The organism is Streptomyces sp. NBC_00335, assembly GCF_036127095.1.
Lineage (GTDB): Bacteria > Actinomycetota > Actinomycetes > Streptomycetales > Streptomycetaceae > Streptomyces.
The window spans coordinates 1,915,598-1,932,986 of sequence record NZ_CP108006.1; the positions used below are offsets into that span (position 1 = coordinate 1,915,598).

A 17,389-nucleotide genomic window follows, 5' to 3' on the forward strand; every position below is an offset into this window, starting at 1 on the left:
TTCCTCTGACGCGGAGCGTGTCCCGCACCACGACTGCCCTGCGGGGCCAAGTCCCCTACCCGCCCTTCCACCGTTCCCCGGGCGCTGCCCGGACCCGCGCCTCAAACGCCGGCGAGGCTGGGAATGCCCCCGGGCTCCGCCCCGACCCGGTCCTCAAACGCCGGACGGCTGAAAAGACCCAACCCCCGGGCGACTGAAAGGGTCCCAGGGACTCCGCGCCCCAACCACCGGCGGGGCCGAAGGGCCTGGGCTCCCCCCGTTCGGGGCTGATGGCGGCCCGGGGCGGGGACGGGGGCGGGGTGGGGTGTCGGCCTGGACGTAAAGCGTGATTTGTGGCGCTGGTACACCCCACACCCTGTCGGAGTTGAGGAGGGGGCGCCTAAATCATGCAGTCCAGGCCGACACCCCACCCCGACCCCGGCACCGACCCACCCGACGCAGCCAAGCAGACCCCGACCACACCCCAGCCCCGCCGGCGTTTGAGGCGCAGGGGCCCGGGGACCGGTCCCCGGCAACGGCGCCGCACCCACAGTCATCGCGGGGACTCCGCAAAGCGGGCCGGCGCAAAAGGACCGGGATCCAGAGCAGGCATCGCAGAAGTCAGCGCCGCCGCGATCAGCACCCCCGTCCCCGGCGCAAGCCCAATACCCGCCCCCTCGTGCCCACACGCATGGAACAGCCCCGGCACCCGCGGATCCGCACCGATCGCCGGAAGATGATCCGGCAGGTACGGCCGGAAGCCGTGATAGGTCCGCAGGACCTTCACGTCCGCCAGGACCGGAAAGAGCGCGGCCGCCTGCGCCGCGAGCCTCCGCAGCGCCTCCGTGGACAGCGAGCGGTCGAACCCGACCCGCTCCCGCGTGGCGCCGATCAGGACCGGCCCCGCCGGGGTCCCCTCGACCACGGCGGAGGACTGCAGCGACGCCGACCCGCTCGCGACGTCCGCGATGTAGTCCGCCGCGTAGACCTTGTGCCGCACCACCCTGGGCAGCGGCTCCGTCACCAGGACGAACCCCCGCCGGGGCAGCACCGGAAGCTCGACTCCGGCCAGCGCCGCCACCGCCCCGCCCCAGGTGCCGGCCGCGTTCAGCACCGCCGGGGCCAAGAGGTCGCGGCGAGCCGTACGGACGCCACGCAGCTCGCCCGAAGGACCACGGAGCAGCTCCGTGACCTCCTCCCCCAGGTGCACCTCCACACCCCGCGCCGCCGCCAGCAGCCGCGCCGCCGCCTGGGCCGGCTGGACCTGGGCGTCCTGCGGGTAGAGGAAGCCACCCGCCAGGCCCGGGGCGAGGTGGGGCTCCAGTTCGCGCAGCTCCCCCGGTCCCACCTCGACCGCGTCGACCCCGGCCGCGCGCTGGCCGTCCGCGAAGCCCCGCAGGGCCTTCACGGTGGCCTCGTCGGCCGCGACGACCAGGCCGCCCTTGGCCTCGTACTCGATCTCCTCCGGGAGTTCGAGCGCGAGCTCGCGCCAGAGCCGCGCCGACAGCAGCGCGAGGTCCAGCTCGGGGCCGGCCTCCTTGTCGGAGACGAGCAGGTTGCCTTCGCCGGCGCCGGTGGTGCCGCCGGCGACCGGGCCGCGGTCGACGACGGCCACGCGGAGTCCGGCACGCGCCGCGTAGTACGCGCACGCGGCTCCGACGACGCCGGCGCCGATGATCACGAGGTCCGGGGAGTGTCTGGGCACGGCAGTAATATGTCACATATCTCTAGGGGTGGACAGAGGTGGCCGAGGTCAGCCGCGCAGCGGCCCTTCGCAGCTGTAACTCGACGTACCCGCGACCCGGTTGGTCCAGACGTCCAGTACGCCGAAGGAGCAGTTCATGTCGGCCAGATTGTTAGAGGCCGCGCCCGCCCGGTCCAGGATGAAGTAGTCGACCGTCTCGGACATGTCCTTGAAGTTCTGGTCCTCGCTGCGCCAGTCCTTCAGGTTCGCGGTGATCCTGCCGGTACAGGTGAACCGGCGCTTGCCCGGCTCGCCGTTCTCCACGCAGTCCGGGGTGCTGTACGTGGCCGTCGCGAAGGCGGACTTCACGTCCGCGAGCGCCGCGTCGCGCAGCTGCGCGTTCGGGGTGAACGAAGTGTTCGGCACGAACAGCTGGTCGACCTTGGCTATCTGGGCGTCCAGGAACCGGTCGTAGCCGCTCTGGACGGCCGCGTCCCGGCCCATCCGGCTCCGCCAGGCGTCGAAGCCCGCCGGGTCGTCGGCCCGCAGGTACCCGTACATCTCCCGCAGCTTCGAGGGCTGCTCGGTCCACAGGAACTCGAAGAAGGCGCCCGAGTACCCGTAGAAGCGGAAGCCGTCGTTGGCGTAGGTGGCGTGCAGGAGCTGGTCCACCGACATGCGCGGGCCGCCGCCCGCCGTGTCGTTGATGATGCTCTTGATCAGCGACTTGCGTACGGCGATGCCGTTGTCGCGGGTCGCGCCGTCGAAGAACTCGGCGGTGCCCTCGTCCATGGCGGTCGTACGGTCGCCCTGGTACCAGGCGCCCTGGCCGAAGGTGCCGGGGACGGCGAAGCGGCCGTTGAGGTAATGCGTGTACTCGTGGCGGAAGAGCTCTTCCAGGGTGAGCTGGGAGTCCTGCGGGACGCGGCGCTGGTAGGTGTAGAAGGTGGCGCCGTTCTCGATGTAGATGCCGCCGTTGTTGGTGCCGTAGCCGGTGAGGACCGGGTGGTAGTTCACGTAGTCGGCGCGCGAGGCGTAGAGCACGATGTTCAGGGTGGTGTTGGCGTCCCCGGCGATCGGCTGGTCGGTGCCCACGACCCGGTGGTACTGGGTCTTGACCTGCTTGCTCGCGTAGTAGAGCTGGTCGACGGTGGCCCGGTCGAGGGCGGTGCGGACCTTGATGGCGCCGTTGTCGTACGTGTAGGTGTTCGGGAAGAGCTCCCGCTCGATGTCCTCCTTGCACACCCCGTACGGCTTGCAGGCCTGGTAGAAGTTGAGCCAGGAGACGGCCTTCGCCCACGGCTCGCTGCCGTCGCCGAAGGCGGCCCTGGCCGGGGCCAGGAGCGCGCCGAGGTCGGCGGTGACGGCGTCCTTCAGCCCCGCGATCTGGCCGAAGCGGCCGAACTCGGCGATGGCGTCGCGCGCCACCCAGGCGTTCGCGGTGCCCTTGAGGTGGGCGTACGTCGCGAAGTTCTTGAAGCCGGCGCGGTACGGGGCGTCGGCGGCGGCCGCCGCGTGGAACGCGGTGTCGTTGTTGTACACGCCGAGGTAGTTGACGGAGAGGGCGGCGAGCGCCGCGCCCGCCCAGGCGGTGTCCAGATGCGTCGCCGTGTGCGACGGGTCCATGGTGGCCAGGACGTTCCCGATCAGGCCGAGCTGGTGGTGGCGCAGGCCGGGGGCGCTGCCGGCGTAGAGGGCCTCGCGCAGGGTGCGGGCGTTGGATGCGGTGGCGTCGAAGGTGCGGGCGGCGCCCGCGAAGGCGGCGATGGCCCGGCGCATGGCGTCGACGGTCGGGGCGTCGGTGACGTCGATCTCGGTGCGGGAGTGGTCGTGGTAGGCCACGGCGTGCAGGTAGGTGAACATCTCCTCCAGATGGGAGGAGTTCAGGCCGTCGTGGGAGGCGGCCAGGCCGGATATCCGGCGGGAGACGGCCTGTACGTGGGCGTCCGACATGACCGGGGCCAGGCGGGCGTCCCAGGTCCAGATGAGGCCCGAGAGACAGCCGCCCTTGGCCGCGGTGACGGCCGGGTCCGCGAGGAAGTCGGCGAACTGCTCCGGGGTGAGCCCGGTGATCCCGTCGAGGGTGCAGGGGACGCCCGCGGCGGTGCCCCGGGCGGCGGGGGCGGCGAGCCTGCCGCTCTTCGCGGCGGGCGAAGGGGCGGCGGCCGACGCGGGGGCGGCGCCCGCCTCGGCGACCGCGCCGGGTACCTTGCCGTCGGCGACGGCCCGGCCGCCGCCCGGGACTTCGCCGCCGGGGGCCGGTGCGGGCGCGGGGGCCGCCGGCCGCGCGTCGGCGAGGTGCTCGACCTCGTCGAACGGGTTCGCCCCCGCCTCGGCGCCCGCGGCTCCCGCGGCGCCACCGGCGAAGGCACCCGGCGCGGTGACACCCGCGGCGTCGGCGCGGGCGCCGGTCTCGGCGGCCAGGGTCACGGCCTGGCCGGCAGTGGCGAGGAGGGTGACCGCGACGGCGGCGGAGAGGAGGGACGTGCGCACGACTCTGTGCTGGGACACCAAGGACTCCTGGCTGGGAGGGGCGGTGAGGGGAAAGTGCGGAACTGCCCTGCTTCGCGCGGTGTTTGGCGGGGATTAACGGCGACCAACACAGCGCGGTGTGAGCTGTAACATAGTAATGTGAAATTGCACTGACAAGACCTGTGCGCCCACCAGTTCGCATCTTCTTGAGGGAGCCCCTGTGCCCGACACCCCCTCCCGCCCCACCACCGGGCTCAACATCGGCAGTCACGACCTGCCGGTATCAGCCGAGTTGTCCCGCTTCATGGCGTCGGACTGGGCGGCCTCCCCGCTACCGGACGCCGCACGCGTCCCCGCGTACGCCGTCACCCCGGCCCGCCGCGCGCGCCTCTCCGCCCGCTTCCCCGGCGAACGGCTGATCATCCCCGCGGGTGAGCTGAAGGTCCGCAGCCACGACTGCGACTACCGGTTCCGCCCGCACAGCGCGTACGCCTGGCTGACCGGGCTCACCGGCGAGGACCAGGTCGGCCACGTCCTGGTCCTGGAGCCGGCCGGCCCGCACGGGCACGAGGCCGTCCTGTACCTGCGCCCGCGCTCACCGCGCACCGGCGGCAACGAGGAGTTCTACCGCGACCGCCGCTACGGGGAGTTCTGGGTCGGCCGCCGCCCCGACCTCGCGGAGGCGGAGCGCCTCTGCGGCATCCGCTGCGCCCACCTGGACGCGCTCGGCTCACCGACGGGGCGCAACGCCGCCGCCGACCCGGAACTGGCCACCGCCCTCTCCGAACTGCGCCTGGTCAAGGACGCCTGGGAGGTGGCCGAGCTGCAGCTCGCCGTCGACCACACCACCGCCGGGTTCGAGGACGTCGTACGGGACCTCCCGCGCGCCCTGGCCCACCCGCGCGGCGAGCGGTGGATCGAGGGGGTCTTCAACCGCCGCGCCCGGGCCGAGGGCAACGGCACCGGCTACGAGACGATCGCCGCGTCGGGCGCGCACGCCTGCGTGCTCCACTGGATCCGCAACGACGGCCGGCTGAACGCGAGCGACCTGCTCCTGATGGACGCGGGCGTGGAGACCGACGGCCTCTACACGGCGGACGTCACCCGCACCCTCCCGCTGTCGGGCCGGTTCTCCCCCGTCCAGCGCCAGGTGTACGAGCTGGTCCTGGCCGCGCAGGACGCGGGCATGGCGGCGCTGCGGCCGGGCGCGAGCTTCCGCGACTTCCACCGGGCCGGCATGCGCGTGATCGCGGAGGGGCTCGCCGAGTGGGGGGTGCTCAAGCACGCCGAGGGCGATCTGCACCGGCGCTACACCCTGTGCAGCAGCGGGCACATGCTCGGGCTCGACGTGCACGACTGCGCGCAGGCGCGCGCGGACACGTACCTGGACGGGGTCCTGGAAGAGGGCCAGGTCCTCACGGTGGAGCCCGGGCTCTACCTCCAGCCCGACGACGAGACCCTCCCGCCGGAGCTGCGCGGCATAGGCGTCCGCATCGAGGACGACCTGGTGATCACGGCCGAAGGCGCCCGGCTGATGTCGGGCGCCCTGCCGCGCACGGTGGCGGGCATCGAGGAATGGATGGGGAACCTGCTGGAGGACGGCGGCCGGTAGCGGGCCGTGGAGCGGGGCGGGCCCCGGCGCGGTCCACCGCGCCCGGGCCTCGCGCCCCGCTGCGCCCGGTCCCGGCAGGCCCGGGTCCGGGCGGTCAGTCAGTCGTTCCAGTTGTTCCCGTTGCGGTAGCCGCCGTCGTTCCGGCCGCCGTCGCCGTCACGCCAGTTGTTGCCGTTGTCGTGGTTCCAGTTGCCGTTGTCGTGGTTCCAACTGTCGTTGTCGTTCCAGTTGTCGTGGTGGTTCCAGTTGTCGTTGTTCCAGCTGTCGTTGTCCCAGTTGCTGTGCCAGCTGTTGTTGTCCCAGTCGTTGTCGTCCCAGCACCAGCTGGGGCGGTCCCCGCGCGAGGTGTCGCAGCAGTAGCGCCACCAGTCGTCCGCGCGCCAGTCGCTGCCACGCCAGTCGGAACACCGATACGTCTGCGGAAGACTCGTGGCAAAGGCACTGCTGACGGGCATCAGGCCGAGCGTGATCCCGGCGGCCCCTGCCACGGCGGCCGCAACGAACCCACGGCGCATAGTCATACACCTCCGAGAATGAAGGGTTGATTGGTCCGGATTACTCCGTTATGAGCCAATTCCACCCTCCCCCCTCCCCTGGCCACTGTCAAAAGCACCCGCTCCCACCAGCGAAAAGGCCTACGGGAGCACCGCGAGCCCGTCCAGCTCGACCAGCGCCTCCTCGTCCCACAGCCGGACCACGCCGATGACCGCCATCGCCGGATACTCCCGGCCCGCCAACCGGCGCCAGATCCGGCCGAGTTCGTGAGCGCGGGCCCGGTAGTCCGCCACGTCCACGGCGTAGACGGTCACCCGCGCCAGCTCGGCCGGCGAGCCGCCCGCCCCCTCCAGCGCCGCCAGCAGGTTCGCCAGCGCCCGCTCGAACTGGTCCGGCAGCGTCTCCCCCACCACCTTCCCCGCCCCGTCGAGGGCCGTCTGCCCGGCCAGGTACACCAGCCGGCTCCCGCTCGCGACGACGGCGTGCGAGAAGCCCGTCGCCGGGGACAGCTCCTCCGGGTTGATCCGCTCCAGGCTCATGCTCCTTCCCCCGCCTTCGGCATCTCCTGCGTCTCCTGCATCTCCCGCGCCTCCCGGTAGAGCTCCTTGGCGATGATCGTGCGCTGCACCTCGCTCGCCCCCTCGTAGATCCTCGGCGCCCGCACCTCCCGGTACAGGTGTTCCAGCAGGTGGCCCCGGCGCAGGGCGGCCGCCCCGTGCAGCTGTACCGCGTGGTCGACGACGTACTGGGCGGTCTCGGTGGCCAGCAGCTTCGCCATGGCCGCCCGCCTCGGCACCTGCGGGGAGCGCGCGTCCGCGTCGTAGGCCTCCGCCGCCGCGTACACGAGGAGCCGGGCCGCCTCGGTCCGGGTGGCCATCTCGGCCACCCGGTGCGCCACGGCCTGCAGGTCGCCCAGTACCCCGCCGAAGGCGGTACGGGCCGCCGTGTGCGCCACCGTCGCGTCCAGGGCGGCCCTGGCCATCCCGACGGCGAAGGCGCCCACGCTGGGGCGGAAGAGGTTCAGGGTGTCCATGGCCACCTTGAACCCCCGGCCCGGCTCCCCCAGCAGGTCGGCCGGGCCCACCGGGACCCCGTCGAAGGCGAGCGCGCCGATCGGGTGCGGGGAGAGCATGTCGAGGGGCTCCCCCGAGAGCCCCGGCCGGTCCGCCGGGACCAGGAAGGCGCTGACCCCCTTGGCCCCCGGGCCCTCGCCGGTGCGGGCGAAGACGGTGTAGAAATCGGCCTCGGGCGCGTTGGAGATCCAGCACTTCTCCCCGCTGAGCCGCCAGCCCCGGCCACCGCCCGCGCCCTCGGGCACCGCTCCGGGCACCGCTTCGAGCGCCAGCGCCCCCGCGTCCGACCCGGCCCCCGGCTCGCTCAGCGCGAAGGCCGCCACCGTGCGCCCGGCCCGCACCCCGGGCAGCCAGCGCTCGCGCTGTGCGTCGCTGCCCGAACGCAGGACCGGATAGGCGCCCAGGCCCTGGAGGGCGAGGGCCGTCTCCGCCTCCGTACAGCCGTAGGCGAGGGACTCGCGCAGCAGGCACAGGTCCAGCGCGCCCGAGGTGAACACCCGCCCCAGCAGCCCCTCTTCGCCGAGTGCGGCGAGCAGCGGCCGGTTGACCCGGCCCGGTTCCCCCTTCTCCGCCAGCGGCCGCAGCCGCTCCGCCGCCAGTGCGCGCAGTCGCGCGCACCACTCCTCCTGGTCCGTCCCGAGCGCGAATCCCGTGAATCGGGTCATCCGTATGCCCCAGCCTCTATCGCGTCCTGTTGACTCCCGTCACCATGACGATACGCTCGTGCTGCGTTCGCACGGCCCGGCTCTTCCACTTCGGTCCACAGTCCATACGCAGGGTCCGGCCCCCACCCGGGGCGCGGGCCGTCGCAAGGGGGCGAACCCGCCTTGGAGCTCAAGCCTTCCGCTCACCGAGACACCTTCGCGCGCGACCACCTGCCGCCCGCGCACGCCTGGCCGCGGCTCCTCTTCGAACTCCCCGCCCTGGCCTACCCCGACCGGCTCAACTGCGGCGTGGAGCTGCTCGACGCCACCATCGCCCGGCTGGGCCCCGACCGGCCCGCCTTCCGCGGCGCGGACGGCTCGGTGTGGACGTACGGGGAGCTGCACGCCCGCGTGGACCGGCTCGCGCACGTCCTCACCCGCGACCTCGGCGTGGTCCCCGGCAACCGGGTGCTCCTGCGCGGCCCGACCGGCCCCTGGCTCGCCGCGTGCTGGCTGGCGGTGATGAAGGCGGGCGCGGTGGCCGTCACCGTCCTGGCCCAGCAGCGTGCGCAGGAGCTGGCCACGGTCTGCTCGATGGCCCGGGTGAGCCACGCCCTGTGCCACGCGGAGGTCGTGGACGACCTGGTGAAGGCGGGGGTGCCGGGTCTGCGGATCACCGCGTACGGCGGCGCGGACCCGGACGACCTGCTGCGCCTGGCCGAGCGGCATCCGGAGCCCTTCCCGGCGGTGGAGACCTCCGCCGACGACGTGGCGCTGATCGCCTTCACCTCGGGCACGACCGGACGCCCCAAGGGCTGCATGCACTTCCACCGCGATCTGCTCGCGGTGGCCGACACCTTCTCCCGCGAGGTGCTGAGACCCCGCCCCGAGGACGTCTTCGCGGGCAGTCCGCCGCTCGGCTTCACCTTCGGCCTCGGCGGTCTGGTGGTCTTCCCGCTGCGGGCCGGCGCCTCGGCGCTGCTGCTGGCCGACGGCTCCCCGCGCCGGCTGCTGCCCGCGCTGGCCGAGCACCGGGTGTCGGTGCTGTTCACCGCGCCCACCGCGTACCGGTCGATGCTGGACACGCTGGGCCCGTACGACACGGGCGCCTACGACCTCTCCGCGCTGCGCCGCTGCGTCTCGGCGGGCGAGAACCTGCCGGCCGCCACGTGGCAGGCCTGGTACGAGCGCACGGGCCTGCGGATCATCAACGGGATCGGCGCCACCGAGCTGCTGCACATCTTCATCTCGGCGGCCGACGAGGACATCCGGCCCGGTACGACGGGCCGCGTGGTGCCGGGCTGGGAGGCCCGGGTGGTGGACGCGGCGGGCCTGCCGGTCGCGGACGAGGTGCCGGGACTGCTGGCCGTACGGGGTCCGGTGGGCTGCCGCTACCTGGCGGACCCGCGGCAGGGCGAGTACGTACGGGACGGCTGGAACCTCACGGGCGACACCTACGTCCGGGACGCGGAGGGCTACTTCCGCTACGTGGCCAGGGCCGACGACATGATCATCTCGGCGGGGTACAACATCGCGGGACCCGAGGTCGAAGAAGCGCTGCTGCGCCACCCCGACGTGCTGGAGGCGGCCGTGGTCGGCCGCCCGGACGAGCGGCGCGGGCAGATCGTGGTCGCGTACGCGGTCCCCCGGGAGGGCGCGGTCCTCACCGAGGACGCCCTGCGCACCTTCATGCGCGCCGAGCTCGCCCCGCACAAGTGCCCGCGCACCTTCGTCTTCCTGCCCGCCCTGCCCCGGACCGCGACGGGCAAGCTGCAGCGCTTCCGGCTCCGCGATCAGGAATTAGAGTGAAGCCGTGGTCGAGCAGCACACCCCGCGATCCCTGATCGTCACGTTCTACGGCGCCTACGGGCGGGCCTTCCCGGGCCCGGTCCCGGTGTCCGCGCTGGTCCGCCTGCTGGGCGCGGCCGGCGTGGACGCTCCGTCCGTCCGCTCGTCGGTGTCCCGGCTGAAGCGGCGCGGCTTCCTGCTGCCCGCGCGCACCGGGGACCGCGCGGCGGGGTACGAGCTCTCCGGGGAGGCCCGCCGGCTCCTGGAGGACGGCGACCGGCGGATCTACGGGGCCGCCCGCCCGGCGGAGTCCCAGGAGTGGCTGCTGGCCGTCTTCTCCGTACCGGAGCAGGAGCGGGCCAAGCGGCACCTGCTGCGCTCCCGGCTCGCGGGGCTCGGCTTCGGCGCGGTGGCGCCGGGCGTCTGGATCGCCCCGGCGCACCTGGACGGGGAGACCCGCCGCACCCTGGAGCGGCTGCACCTGACGGCGTACGTGGAGCTCTTCCGGGGCGCCCACCTGGGCTTCGCCCCGACGGCGGAGTCGGTGGCCCGCTGGTGGGACCTGGCGGCGCTGGCCAAGCAGCACGAGGAGTTCCTCGACCTCCACGAGCCGTCGCTGCGCGCCCTGCAGACGGGCGGGGCCGTCCCCACCCCGGAGGCCGCCTACCGCGGCTACCTCCTCGCACTGGACACCTGGCGCCGGCTCCCGTACGCCGACCCGGGCCTGCCGCGCGAGCTGCTCCCCGCGGACTGGCCGGGCGACCGCTCGGCGGCGGTCTTCGCGGAGCTCCACGACCGGCTGCGGGACCTCGGGGCGGGCTTCGTGGAACCGTAGCGGGGACCGGGGCGTCACCTGGTCTCGTGACAGGAACCGAGCACCCGCCGCGCCGAGCCCCGGCCGAGCCCCTGCCCGCGGACCCGGCCCCCGGCCCCGTCCCGGACGGCCCCCGCACGTGGCCCCACGTCCTGTCGCTGGTCGCTTCCGGGGTGCTGGGCGCGGCCGCCGGAGGCCTGGCGATCTCCCTCGCCGCCCACTCGCGCGCCTCTTGCGACGCGGGCCGGGACGCGGGCGGCAGGACCGAGCTGGCCTTGCTGCTCCCGGTCCTGGTGGTGGGCTTCGCGTTCTGCGGGGTGATGGTCGCGATGCTCACCCCGCGCAGGCACCCGCTGCTGCGGATGCTGCCGGTGGTGCTCGCGCTGGGCGCGCTGGTGCTCTGGTTCTTCGCCGTCAGGGGCACCCTGGACGGGTATCCGGGGGACCTGGGCCGGTGCGGGCCGGACAACGTGCCGCCGTGGTGGCCGGGATGGCTGCCGAGCTGACCCGGCCACGGGCCGCCCCCGGCGGGCGGGAAAAGGCTGTACCGCGCGCCGGACACGGGTGATCATGTGCCATGACGTGGACCTTCACCCCTGACCTGGCGTCCTGGCTGGCCGCCGTGCGCCCCTCCGTGGCGGCGCAGCCCGTGCCCAACACCCAGCTGGTCACGGTCATCGACGCGCTGGAGCGGCAGGGCCTGGACGCCTTCGGATCCGAGCCGCCGTTCTTCGGGGCGTGGACCGGACCCGACGGGCTGGTCGCGGGGGCCGTGGTGCAGTGCCCGCCGCACCCGCTGCTGATCGGCGCCCTGCCCGGCGAGGCGGTCCTGGAACTGGGAACCGCGCTCGCCCGCGAGCCGCTGCTCGCCGGGGTCGACGCGCTCAACGCCCGCCGCGAGGACGCGCGGGAGCTGGCCGTCTCCTGGGGGAAGCCGACCGAGGTCGTGGAGGAGAACCGCCTCTACCGGCTCGCCGGGCTCATCGCCCCCGACCCCGTCCCGGCCGGGCGGGCCCGTCCCGCCGGGGAGGCCGACCTCCCGCTGCTGCTGGAGTGGGTGACCGCCTTCAGGCAGGAGTCCGGCGAGGGCGGCGCCGCTTCCGAAGCGGCCCTGCGCGACCGGCTCTCGTACGGGGGCATGCTGCTCTGGGAGGACGCCGGGGTCCCGGTCTCGCTGGCCGGGTTCTTCCGCCCGATCGACGCGGTGACCCGGATCGGGCCGGTCTACACCCCGCCGGAGCTGCGCGGCCGCGGGTACGCGGCCGGGGTGACCTACGCCGCGACCGAGGCGGCGCACGCGGCCGGGGCCGCGGAGGTGCTGCTCTTCACCGACCTGGCGAACCCCACCAGCAACGGCGTCTACCAGCGGCTGGGCTACACCCCGGTGGAGGACCGGGTGGAGGTGGCACTGACGTGAGCACCCCTGCGGACGACGAGGAACCTGTCGAACCCTTCTGGATGATCGCCGCGAACGTGGTCCTGTGGCGCCGCTACGGCGAGGGCGGCCAGGGGCAGCGCCCGGGCACGAAGATGTTCAAGGGCGGCTCCAGGGTGTACGTCGGCACCACGCGGGGCGGCCTCCGGGACTGCGAGGTCGCCGGGCGGCCGCGACACGGTCGCGGGTACCGGCAGTCCTACGTGGCCACCCGGCACCTGCACGGCTTCCGCCCCGTGCTCGTGCGCTCTCCTGCCCTCCTGCGGTTCGAAATGGGCTACCTGAAGGAGGAGTACGCCCGGGACCTCGCGGTGCTCCTGGAGCGCTACGCCTGGGAGCTCCGCTCCGGCGCCTGGCCCGACTGGCCACATCCGGAGCCCTGTCACTGCCACGAGTGCCTGGCCCTGCGGCCGCACCGTTAGCCCGGGCTACCCCCGCCCCGTCGGCGGCTTGCGGCTGCCGGCGCGGTAGGGGGCGGGCCAGGGCGCGGCGGGGCCGGTGTAGGACTGGTCGGCGGCCGCGTGCAGGGTCCAGTGCGGGTCGTAGAGGTGGGGGCGGCCGAGTGCGCAGAGGTCGGCCCGGCCCGCCAGCAGCAGGGAGTTGACGTCGTCCCAGGAGGAGATCGCCCCGACCGCGATCACCGGGACGTTCAGGGCGTTGCGGATCCGGTCGGCGTACGGGGTCTGGTACGCGCGTCCGTACTCGGGGGTCTCCTCCGCCACCACCTGGCCCGTCGAGACGTCGATGGCGTCGGCGCCGTGGGCCGCGAAGGCTCCGGCGATGGCCACCGCCTCCTCGGGCGAGGTGCCGCCGGGCGCCCAGTCGGTGGCCGAGAGGCGGACCGTCATCGGCCGGTCCGCGGGCCAGACGGCGCGGACCGCGTCGAAGACCTCCAGCGGGAAGCGGAGCCGGTTCTCCAGCGGACCGCCGTAGGCGTCGGTGCGGTGGTTGGTCAGCGGGGAGAGGAACCCGGAGAGCAGGTAGCCGTGCGCGCAGTGCAGTTCCAGCAGGTCGAAGCCGCTGCTCGCGGCCCGCACGGCGGCGGCCGCGAACTCGGCCCGGACGGCGGCCAGGTCTGCGGCGCCCATGGCCCGGGGCACGGCCGAGATTCCTGGGCGGTAGGGCAGTGCGGAGGCGGCCATCAGGGGCCAGTTCCCCTCGGGCAGCGGGGCGTCCATGCCCTCCCACATCACCCGGGTCGAGCCCTTGCGGCCGGAGTGGCCGAGCTGGACGCCCAGCGCGGTGCCGGGCGCCGAGGTGTGCACGAAGTCGGCGATCCGCGCCCAGGCGGCCGCCTGCCCGGCGGTGTACAGGCCCGTGCAGCCAGGGGTGATCCGGCCCTCGGCGCTGACGCAGACCATCTCGGTCATCACCAGCGCGGCCCCGCCCAGCGCCCGCGCACCGAGGTGCACCAGGTGGAAGTCGCCGGGCACTCCTTCGCCGGCCGGAGCCGAGGCCCCTGCACCTGCCGCATACATGTCCATCGGGGACACCACGACCCGGTTGCGCAGGGTCAGCCCCCGCAGGGTGAACGGCGTGAACATGGGCGGGGTTCCCGCCCCGTCCGGGCCGTCCTCAGGAGCCTCCGGGCAGCCGAAGTCACGCTCCACCGCGCCCGTGAACCGCGGATCGCGCAGCCGCAGGTTGCCGTGGGTGACGCGCAGGCTGCGGGTGAGGAGGTTGAAGGCGAACTGCCGGGCGGGCTGCTCCACGTACCCGGCGAGTTCCTCGAACCACCGCATGCTGGCGGCCGCCGCCCGCTGGGTGGAGGCCACCGCCGGCCGCCGCGCGGCCTCGTAGGCGGCCAGCGCGGCCGGGACGTCCGCCTCGCTCTCCACCGCCCGCGCCAGTGCGAGCGCGTCCTCCACCGCCAGTTTGGTGCCGGAGCCGATCGAGAAGTGCGCGGTGTGCGCGGCATCGCCGATCAGCACCGTGTTGCCGTGCGACCAGCGCGCGTTGACCACCGTACGGAACTGCGTCCACGCGGAGCCGTTGCCGCGCAGCGCTCGTCCCCGCAGGGCCTCGCCGAAGATCTTCGCGCAGCGCGCCGCCGATTCCGCCTCGTCGCAGAGGTCGAAGCCCGCGCCGCGCCAGACCTCCTCGCGCATCTCGACGATCACGGTCGAGGAGTCCGTCGCGTACGGGTACGCGTGCAGCTGCATCACCCCGTGCTCGGTCTCCGCGATCTCGAAGCGGAAGGACTCGAAGGGGAAGTCGGCGGCCAGCCAGATGTAGCGGCACCGCCCGCCCGTCAGCGTGGGCCCGTAGTGCTCGGCCGCGGCCTCCCGGGTCGGGCTGTGCACCCCGTCGGCGGCGACCACCAGGTCGTACGCGGCTGCGAGCGCCTCCGGTTCGGGCGCCCGGGTGCGGAAGCGGAGCCGGACCCCGAGGGCCGCGCAGCGCTCGTGCAGGATCTCCAGGAGGCGGCGGCGCCCGAGCGCGGCGAACCCGTGGCCGCCGGAGGTCAGCAGCCGGCCCCGGTGCACGATGTCGATGTCGTCCCAGCGGACGAACTCGGCGCTCAGGGCCGCGTAGACCGCGGCGTCGGCCGCTTCGATGCCGCCGAGGGTCTCGTCGGAGAGGACCACCCCGAAGCCGAAGGTGTCGTCGGGGGCGTTCTTCTCCCACACGTCCACCGCGTGCCCCTGCCGGGCCAGCAGTGCGGCGGCGTACAGCCCGCCCGGGCCCCCGCCGACCACCGCGACCCGCAGGGCGGCGGGTGTCCGGCCGGTGCTCATCGCGCCGGCGCTCATCGAACCGGTGCTCATCGAACTACCGGCCCTTCCACTGGGGCGGCCGCTTCCCGGTGAAGGCCGCGTGGAACTCCCGGTAGTCCTCGCCGTTCATCAGCAGCGCCTGGGTGTTCGCGTCGAGTTCCACCGAGGCGGCGAGCGGCATGTCCAGCTCGGCGGTCAGCAGCGCCTTGGTCTGCGCGTACGCGAGGGCCGGGCCGGCGGCGAGGTGCGCGGCGAGCTCCGCCGCGCGCACGGAGGCCTTGCCCTCCTCGGTGACCTCGCTGAGCAGCCCGATCCGCTCGGCCTCCGGGGCCCTGACCTGCTCCCCCAGCATCAGCAGCCGGGTGGCGTGGCCGAGCCCGACGACGCGGGGCAGCAGGTACGCGGCGCCCATGTCCCCGCCGGAGAGGCCGACGCGGGTGAAGAGGAAGGCGAAGCGGGCGGTGGGGTCGGCGATCCGGAAGTCGGCGGCGAGCGCGATGACGGCCCCGGCGCCGGCGGCGATCCCGTGGACGGCGGCGATGACCGGGAAGGGGCATTCGCGCAGGGCGCGGACGACCTGTCCGGTCATCCGGTTGAAGTCGAGGAGCTGCGCGGTGTCCATCGCGAGGGTGGCGCCGATGATCTCGTCGACGTCACCTCCGGAGCAGAAGCCGCGCCCTTCGCCGCCGAGCACGAGGGCGCGTACGGACCGCTCCCTGGACAGTTCGGCGAGCAGGTCGCGCAGGTCGGCGTAGGCGCCGAAGGTGAGCGCGTTGAGCTTCTCGGGGCGGTCGAGGGTGACGGTGGCGACGCCGTCCCGCCGGTCCACCCGGAGGTGTTTCCAGCGTTCGGTCGCGGGTGTGGAACCGAGGAAGGGACTCACCCTCCCGAAGGTATCACCGGTCCATGACTGTCGTCAGGGAAGCGCGATAACCATGGGTCCGTGCCGGCGGCCGGACGCCACACGCACCGAACGTCCCGACCGGGTGTGCCCGACGTCCCTTGCGATCACGTCGGGGTGCCCTACGGCAGGACATTTCCACTTCGTATCGTTGAAAACAGGATTTCCCCCCGCCCCTACGACCCCACGGAACGGACGGTCCTCCTTGTCCGATGCCTCCGCCTGGCGGATAGCCCTGCCCCACACGACAGCGGCCGTACCGATCGCCCGCGCCCTCGTCCGTACGGCCCTCGCCGACATCGACGCACCCGCCGACAGCGACACGGCCGAACTGCTCACCGCCGAACTGGTCGCCAACGCCGTGGAACACACCCCCGGCGACGCACCGATCGAGCTCGTCGTGGAACTGCTGGCGAACGGCTGCCAGGTCGAGGTCCACGACGGGGATCCGCAGCCCCCCGCCGACCTGACCGCCCCCAGCCCCCACGACGCCCATCCCGACCCCTGGCAGGAGCACGGCCGCGGCCTGCTGCTGATCCGGACCCTGAGCTCGGACTGCGGCCACCGCCCCACCGCGCACGGCAAGGCCGTGTGGTTCACGCTGCCGTCCCGGCCGGCCATCTAGCCCGCGGGCCCGCCCGCCTTCCGGACCCGGCGCATGACTATGCGGCCGGCTCCCCCAGGGTCGCGACGAGCACGGCCTTGATGGTGTGCAGCCGGTTCTCGGCCTCGTCGAAGACGACGGAGTGCGCGGACTCGAAGACCTCGTCCGTCACCTCCAGCGACTCCAGCCCGTGCCGCTCGTGGATCTCCCGGCCCACCTTGGTGCCGAGATCGTGGAACGCCGGCAGGCAGTGCATGAACTTCACGTCCGGGTTCCCGGTGGCGCGCAGCACGTCCATGGTGACGGCGTACGGGCTCAGCGCCTCGATCCGCTCGTCCCAGACCTCCTTGGGCTCCCCCATGGACACCCAGATGTCGGTCACCACGAAGTCGGCCTGCCCGACGCCCTCCGCGAGGTCCTCGGTGAGCGTGATCCGGGCGCCGCTGACGACCGCCAGCTCGCGCGCCGCGGCCACCACGGGCGCGGCCGGCCAGTAGCGCTCCGGCGCGACGATCCGTACGTCCATGCCCAGCAGCGCGCCGGTCACCAGGTAGGAGTTGCCCATGTTGAAGCGGGCGTCGCCGAGGTAGGCGAAGGCGATCCGCTCCAGCGGCTTGGTGCAGTGCTCGGTCATCGTGAGCACGTCGGCCAGCATCTGGGTGGGGTGCCAGTCGTCGGTGAGGCCGTTGAAGACGGGCACGCCGGCGTGGGCGGCGAGCTGCTCCACGGCGTCCTGCGCGTCGCCCCGGTACTGGATGCCGTCGAACATCCGGCCCAGCACCCGCGCGGTGTCCTTGACCGATTCCTTGTGGCCCATCTGGGAGCCGGAGGGGTCGAGGTACGTGGTGTGGGCGCCCTGGTCGGCGGCGGCGACCTCGAAGGCGCAGCGGGTGCGCGTGGAGGTCTTCTCGAAGATCAGGGCGATGTTCTTGCCCTGGAGACGGCGCCGCTCGGTCCCGGCCTTCTTGGCCGCCTTGAGTTCGGCGGCGAGCTCGACCAGGCCGCGGAACTCGGCGGCGGTGAAGTCGAGCTCCTTGAGGAAACTGCGGCCGACAAGATCGGTGGCCATGGGGGCGCTCCAGAGTCACGGTGACAGGGGATGCTGGAAGTCTATACGACGGCCTGCATTGATATACAGAGCCTTCGTGTACGGACCCGGGCCCCGGCGTCC

15 protein-coding genes are annotated in these 17,389 nt (G+C 73.5%); 7 read left to right on the forward strand and 8 right to left on the reverse strand.

Annotation, left to right across the window (positions count from 1 at the left end; genetic code table 11):
• Positions 1–532 precede the first annotated feature (532 nt).
• A complete protein-coding gene (locus OHA37_RS08545) occupies positions 533–1,684 on the reverse strand; it encodes an NAD(P)/FAD-dependent oxidoreductase (RefSeq protein ID WP_266903737.1) in 1,152 nt (383 codons plus the stop codon).
• A 48-nt stretch (positions 1,685–1,732) separates the two neighbouring features.
• Positions 1,733–4,174, reverse strand: coding sequence for a collagenase (locus tag OHA37_RS08550; protein WP_266903738.1), 2,442 nt, complete (start codon positions 4,172–4,174; stop codon positions 1,733–1,735).
• Positions 4,175–4,355: 181 nt separating this feature from the next.
• Between OHA37_RS08550 and OHA37_RS08555 the strand changes: the two genes are divergently transcribed.
• On the forward strand, positions 4,356–5,747 hold the full coding sequence (locus OHA37_RS08555) for an aminopeptidase P family protein (protein ID WP_266903739.1): 1,392 nt from the start codon (positions 4,356–4,358) through the stop codon (positions 5,745–5,747).
• 98 nt (positions 5,748–5,845) lie between these two features.
• Here the strand turns inward: OHA37_RS08555 and OHA37_RS08560 are convergent, their stop codons facing one another.
• From OHA37_RS08560 to OHA37_RS08570, 3 genes are all read right to left on the reverse strand, one after another.
• Positions 5,846–6,262, reverse strand: coding sequence for a hypothetical protein (locus tag OHA37_RS08560; protein WP_266903740.1), 417 nt, complete (start codon positions 6,260–6,262; stop codon positions 5,846–5,848).
• 120 nt (positions 6,263–6,382) lie between these two features.
• On the reverse strand, positions 6,383–6,781 hold the full coding sequence (locus OHA37_RS08565; protein ID WP_266903741.1) for a RidA family protein: 399 nt from the start codon (positions 6,779–6,781) through the stop codon (positions 6,383–6,385).
• A complete protein-coding gene (locus tag OHA37_RS08570; RefSeq protein WP_266903742.1) occupies positions 6,778–7,980 on the reverse strand; it encodes an acyl-CoA dehydrogenase family protein in 1,203 nt (400 codons plus the stop codon). The genes OHA37_RS08565 and OHA37_RS08570 overlap by 4 nt, the downstream gene beginning before the upstream one ends.
• Positions 7,981–8,142: 162 nt before the next feature.
• Between OHA37_RS08570 and OHA37_RS08575 the strand changes: the two genes are divergently transcribed.
• The 5 genes from OHA37_RS08575 (at position 8,143) to OHA37_RS08595 (ending at position 12,418) form a co-directional block, all read left to right on the forward strand.
• Positions 8,143–9,768 carry an AMP-binding protein gene (locus OHA37_RS08575; protein ID WP_266903743.1) on the forward strand — a complete coding sequence of 542 codons (1,626 nt, stop codon included), beginning with the start codon at positions 8,143–8,145 and terminating at the stop codon, positions 9,766–9,768.
• Between the two features lie 4 nt (positions 9,769–9,772).
• Entirely contained in the window at positions 9,773–10,582 is an 810-nt protein-coding gene (locus OHA37_RS08580; protein WP_266903744.1) for a PaaX family transcriptional regulator, read from the forward strand.
• 26 nt (positions 10,583–10,608) lie between these two features.
• Entirely contained in the window at positions 10,609–11,067 is a 459-nt protein-coding gene (locus OHA37_RS08585; RefSeq protein ID WP_266903745.1) for a hypothetical protein, read from the forward strand.
• Between the two features lie 71 nt (positions 11,068–11,138).
• Positions 11,139–11,978, forward strand: coding sequence for a GNAT family N-acetyltransferase (locus OHA37_RS08590; protein WP_266903746.1), 840 nt, complete (start codon positions 11,139–11,141; stop codon positions 11,976–11,978).
• Positions 11,975–12,418, forward strand: coding sequence for a hypothetical protein (locus tag OHA37_RS08595; protein ID WP_266903747.1), 444 nt, complete (start codon positions 11,975–11,977; stop codon positions 12,416–12,418). Before OHA37_RS08590 ends, OHA37_RS08595 begins: the two co-directional genes overlap by 4 nt.
• Positions 12,419–12,424: 6 nt before the next feature.
• On the opposite strand, the gene OHA37_RS08600 is transcribed toward OHA37_RS08595, so the two are convergent.
• Together OHA37_RS08600 and OHA37_RS08605 are read right to left on the reverse strand one after the other, a co-directional pair.
• Positions 12,425–14,764, reverse strand: a complete 2,340-nt coding sequence (locus tag OHA37_RS08600) for a bifunctional salicylyl-CoA 5-hydroxylase/oxidoreductase (protein ID WP_443046128.1) — start codon at positions 14,762–14,764, stop codon at positions 12,425–12,427.
• 4 nt (positions 14,765–14,768) lie between these two features.
• Positions 14,769–15,596, reverse strand: a complete 828-nt coding sequence (locus OHA37_RS08605; protein ID WP_266903748.1) for an enoyl-CoA hydratase family protein — start codon at positions 15,594–15,596, stop codon at positions 14,769–14,771.
• A 223-nt stretch (positions 15,597–15,819) separates the two neighbouring features.
• On the opposite strand from OHA37_RS08605, the gene OHA37_RS08610 reads away from it, so the two are divergent.
• On the forward strand, positions 15,820–16,239 hold the full coding sequence (locus OHA37_RS08610) for an ATP-binding protein (RefSeq protein ID WP_266903749.1): 420 nt from the start codon (positions 15,820–15,822) through the stop codon (positions 16,237–16,239).
• Between the two features lie 37 nt (positions 16,240–16,276).
• Here the strand turns inward: OHA37_RS08610 and argF are convergent, their stop codons facing one another.
• Entirely contained in the window at positions 16,277–17,287 is a 1,011-nt protein-coding gene (gene argF, locus OHA37_RS08615) for an ornithine carbamoyltransferase (protein ID WP_266903750.1), read from the reverse strand.
• Positions 17,288–17,389: the final 102 nt, after the last annotated feature.